7 protein-coding genes are annotated in these 4,006 nt (G+C 57.4%); 2 read left to right on the top strand and 5 right to left on the bottom strand.

The annotated features are described in order from the left end of the window. Positions 1-553: hypothetical protein (locus O6929_00405; protein ID MCZ6478856.1), on the top strand; the 553-nt coding region annotated here is incomplete at its 5' end. Positions 554-724: 171 nt separating this feature from the next. On the opposite strand, the gene O6929_00400 is transcribed toward O6929_00405, so the two are convergent. From O6929_00400 to O6929_00380, 5 genes are all read right to left on the bottom strand, one after another. Beyond that, positions 725-1,651 (bottom strand): ABC transporter permease, encoded by a 927-nt coding sequence (locus O6929_00400; GenBank protein MCZ6478855.1) that lies wholly within the window; start codon positions 1,649-1,651, stop codon positions 725-727. A 13-nt stretch (positions 1,652-1,664) separates the two neighbouring features. Next, positions 1,665-2,411: an ABC transporter ATP-binding protein gene (locus O6929_00395; protein ID MCZ6478854.1), complete on the bottom strand. Its 747-nt coding sequence runs from the start codon at positions 2,409-2,411 to the stop codon at positions 1,665-1,667. A gap of 59 nt (positions 2,412-2,470) precedes the next feature. Beyond that, on the bottom strand, positions 2,471-2,878 hold the full coding sequence (locus O6929_00390; protein MCZ6478853.1) for a cupin domain-containing protein: 408 nt from the start codon (positions 2,876-2,878) through the stop codon (positions 2,471-2,473). 192 nt (positions 2,879-3,070) lie between these two features. Then, positions 3,071-3,352, bottom strand: coding sequence for a hypothetical protein (locus O6929_00385; protein ID MCZ6478852.1), 282 nt, complete (start codon positions 3,350-3,352; stop codon positions 3,071-3,073). A 45-nt stretch (positions 3,353-3,397) separates the two neighbouring features. After that, positions 3,398-3,643, bottom strand: a complete 246-nt coding sequence (locus tag O6929_00380; protein ID MCZ6478851.1) for a hypothetical protein — start codon at positions 3,641-3,643, stop codon at positions 3,398-3,400. A gap of 135 nt (positions 3,644-3,778) precedes the next feature. On the opposite strand from O6929_00380, the gene O6929_00375 reads away from it, so the two are divergent. Next, positions 3,779-4,006, top strand: a 228-nt coding sequence (locus O6929_00375) for a hypothetical protein (GenBank protein MCZ6478850.1), incomplete at its 3' end; no start/stop codon positions are given.

The following is a 4,006-nucleotide window of genomic DNA, read 5'->3' as shown; positions in this document are numbered from 1 at the left end:
GCCGCGCCATGGGTTGATGGTCAACGACCTCAACTGGTTGAGTGTCAAGGCCACCGAGCGTGTTGCGGCTCTGGTCTCAGGAGGGGCGCAGGGGGCCATTATCGGTGACCCACAGGCGGAGATCGCCCTGCAGAAGGGTCTCATCCGAAAACTCGAGGACTTATGCGCCTATGACAAGACCCGGATGATGCACATCGGAAACCCCCGGACGCTCAAGGAGCATCCCGATCTCTACGAGAAGTATTTCCGGGGCTGGCTCAAGGCGCACAAGCTGCTCAAGGAAAACCCCGAGGAGTACGCCCGGATCTACACCAAGGCGTTGAGGGAAGTGGGCGATAAGGCCGAGTACAAGGTTATTCTCCCAGTCGTGAAGCGCCTCAAGTCGGAGCCCTTCCTCACCAGCGAGGTGCGGAACTACCTCAATGACATGGGGGACAAGCAGGTGAAGCTCGGCTGGATCAAGAGCCATCCGGACTTCACCAAGAGCAAGGCACTGGACGATTCAATCCTGCGCAAGGTTGCGATCAAGGCAGGTTACAAGCCCGCCAACTAAACCGGGCTTTGATGCTCTCAGAAAGCCTCCCCGTGGAGTAATGGACCGCTACTCCACGGGGGGAAGTTTGGAATAATTTCCCCACGCTCACGCATGTGGAGTACTGTCGGTCGAACTGCCTGTCAAGAGCCTCCAGGTCGAACGAGGGGCTCTCGGCAGGTGGTACGGGGTCTAGATCTTCTTCTCCTGCCCTCCCATCTCCTCCATCATCCCCCACTTGATAATGGTGCGGCTTTCGATGGGCTGGAAGAGCACCTTCTCCAGCAGGAAGCCGAACAGCCCAAGCACGCTAATCGCCACCATCATGAAGGCGATGTCGAGATATTCTTGGGCGTCAAAGATGCCCGCCGAGAGTCCCCATCTGATCCCGCTGAACGCCTCGGCCGCCACGCCCGCGCGCCAAGCTCGTGCCAGACCGATGCGCATCCCGCTCAGGATCATGGGAAGGGAGCCGGGAAGCACCACCGTGCGGAATATGGTTAGCCGGTCGGCGTTCATGGACTGGGCCGCACGGATCCAGACGGGATTTACCGTCTTGACCCCCGTCCAGACCGCCATTGCGATCGGGAGGAAGGCGGCAAAGGTTGTGATGATGATGACCGTCTTGTTGCCGTATCCGGACCAGAGGACGACGATGGGCGTCCAGGCGAGCGCCGGGATAGGGAGCAGGACCGAGATCAGGGGGACGAAAAACGCCTCCCAGAAAGAATACCGGCCCATGAGAATTCCTACGACGACACCGATTACAGCAGCCATCAAGAACGAGACGGGCAGACGCCATGCCGTCGAGGCGGTGTGCAACAGGAGCGGGCTTTGGCCGAGATAATAGAGGGCGTCCAGGAAGCCAAGCTGCGGGTTCTCCGCGAGCGCTCGCGTCAAGGGCTCGGTAATGAGCTCCCACGCCCGGATCATGATGGCACCGACCGTCGGCATAAGCTGGCCCATTTTTTCTTGCAGGGCCATGGCCGATAGCTGCCAGATCGCCATAATGACAAGGAAGGGGTAGACGGGGCGCAGCCTCACCCAGAGGGAAATCTCGTCCTTCTTCTTCCCCTGGGCAGCGCCCGCCAGGGCTGTGTCGAATTGGGCATCCTGCATAGGAACCTCCTCTCTAAAATTCCCTGATCATCTGGTTCACCTTCCGCTGGATCTCAATGAACTCTGGCGAGAGAGGGTCCCTCGGTCGCGGAAGGTTTACTCGAAGGACCTCTCGGATCCGGCCAGGCTTCGGGATGAACACCGCGATGCGGCTGCCCATGAAGACGGCCTCACTGAGATTGTGCGTGACGTAGACGACCGTTTTCTTCGTCTTTTGCCAGATGTCCACCGTCAGATCCTGCAGCTCCTCACGCGTCTGGGCATCCAGGGCGCCGAAGGGCTCATCCATCAGCAGGACCTGTGGGTCGAAGGCCAGGGCGCGGGCAACCGCTACGCGCTGGCGCATACCGCCCGAGAGGTTGTGAGGGTAAAAATCGGCGAATTCCTCGAGTCGGACGAGCTTGAGGTATTCCGAGGCGATCCGTTTCCGCTCCTCCGCTGCCACCTTGCGGACCTCAAGTCCGTACTCGATGTTCTTGATGGCGGTGCGCCAGGGGAAGAGGGCGTACTCCTGGAACACAAAGCCCTTGTTGTAGTTTTGGTTGATGGGCTTGCCGTCCATCCACACGGAGCCGGAGGTGACCTCGATGAAGCCGGCTAGAATGTTGAGGAGGGTGGTCTTTCCGCAGCCCGATAGCCCGACGAGACAGATAAACTCACCATCTTCGATCTCGAGGTTGATATCCTCAAGAGCGTGCACCTGCCGTTCGGCCGTGTCATAAATTTTCCTGAGATTTTTGGTCTGGATCTTCGTTGACATGGGCAGACCCTCTAAAGGCCGGCGGCTCGGGAGGATCACTCGACTTCGAGGCGAAATGCCTATGAATTCTTTCTCTTGGCTTCCTCGTAGCGCCGCTCTGCATCTTCGGCGCCTTTTGCCAGGTTGTAGTCTTGATCCAAATTCCCGTCGCCGGCGGGACTCTTAACCGTGAAGAAAACAGCCGAACCGCCAATGGAGCGGCTTCTGTGATTGGTGAAGCGGGGGATGTGAATCAAGTCGCCGCGTTCGCAGATGCGCTCCTCATCGCCAAGAACGAAGTGGAGCTTCCCCTCGAGTACGAGGGTAAACTGCTCCTCGTTCGGGTGCATATGGAGCGGTGGTCCCTCGCCCTCCGGCTTGGTCACGATACCCGCCTTCATGAACTCTCCCACGGTGGTCTTCACAAACATCTCAGGATTCACCGAGCTGGGATTCTCTTGCAACTCGGCTATCTTGTAAAAAGGCATACTTCTCTCCCTCCTTTGAAAATTAATTCTGAAACATTTTCATCCAAGGGCGCGATAGTAGCACAAATTAAATGAAAGGATAGAGACTACGATGGATTTTTACCGACAGCCCCCCCTTGATGAGGGCCGCGGCAGATCCCCAGCTTCCCTGGGGCTTTGGGGAGAGCGCCGCGGGTCTTCCGAGACTGTGGTTCAGGTGCTCTGATTCTGAGCTGCCAAATTTTGATTGAGGGCAGCCGCAAGCTCGCCCTGCCTCGTTGCCAAAGTAAGAAGCCAGCGCTGGCCACCCGCGGTGAACCCGATCCAGTATCCCAACTCTACCAGCTCGGGCTCGGTGAACTCTTCATGCAACTGTTTCCACATCTCGTCGTCGGCGCTAGCAGGATTCCACACGATAGCATCCGTGTATCGCAACGCCAGCTTTTCACGGTGCGTAAATTTACCCGACTCTTCAAAGCGGTCCAGCTCCGCCAACCTGCTCCCTGAGTTCTGCACGGACCGTGCAGTTCCCTGATGCGATCAGTACATGCACTCCAGGCTGGTCGCGATTCGAACCCGGACCAGTTCCTTCAGATCGTGTTCGACCACGCCGTTGTGAAACAGCCGTTGCCGAGTTATCGTAAAAGACCGCATGACATCCGGCTGATGGGCGCGGATCGCCTGGTTTTCCGGACCGGGCCTTCCCTTTCGAATGGACTCTTCAAGCCACTGGCGAATCTCCGGATCGGCGATGGACCTTGGGTCGACATAGCTAATACGGGCCATCTGTTCTTCTCCTTTCCGACCACATCTAAATCTCTCACCTCATAGGAAAATACCATGCATTCCTGATCAAATACAATTATAAGGCCTCCTCCACAACTTCCACTTCTTTATCCCTTTATGTTATGAGTCGACACGATGCTGGCTCTATCCGAAAAAGAGGTCCGGGGACTTCTCGATATCGAAGAGCTGATCGGTGTCCTAGAACAGGCACACATTCAATTCTCCACCGGCAGGGCCGTGATGCCTGTTCGATTGGTCGTGCCGTTGCCTCAGATCAAAGGGCGCCTGACCAGCATGCCCGCCTACCTCAGTGAGGGCAACGCTCTGGGAATGAAGGTGGTCACCTACTTCCAGGATAATCCC

It is taken from the genome of Candidatus Methylomirabilota bacterium, assembly GCA_027293415.1.
Taxonomy (GTDB): domain Bacteria; phylum Methylomirabilota; class Methylomirabilia; order Methylomirabilales; family CSP1-5; genus CSP1-5.
This window is presented reverse-complemented; position numbering and strand designations above follow the sequence as displayed.

Coding starts and splice junctions, on each gene's coding strand:
- O6929_00400 (MCZ6478855.1), bottom strand. CDS start 1,651: ATGCAGGATGCCCAATTCGACACAGCCCTGGCGGGCGCTGCCCAGGGG.
- O6929_00395 (MCZ6478854.1), bottom strand. CDS start 2,411: ATGTCAACGAAGATCCAGACCAAAAATCTCAGGAAAATTTATGACACG.
- O6929_00390 (MCZ6478853.1), bottom strand. CDS start 2,878: ATGCCTTTTTACAAGATAGCCGAGTTGCAAGAGAATCCCAGCTCGGTG.
- O6929_00380 (MCZ6478851.1), bottom strand. CDS start 3,643: ATGGCCCGTATTAGCTATGTCGACCCAAGGTCCATCGCCGATCCGGAG.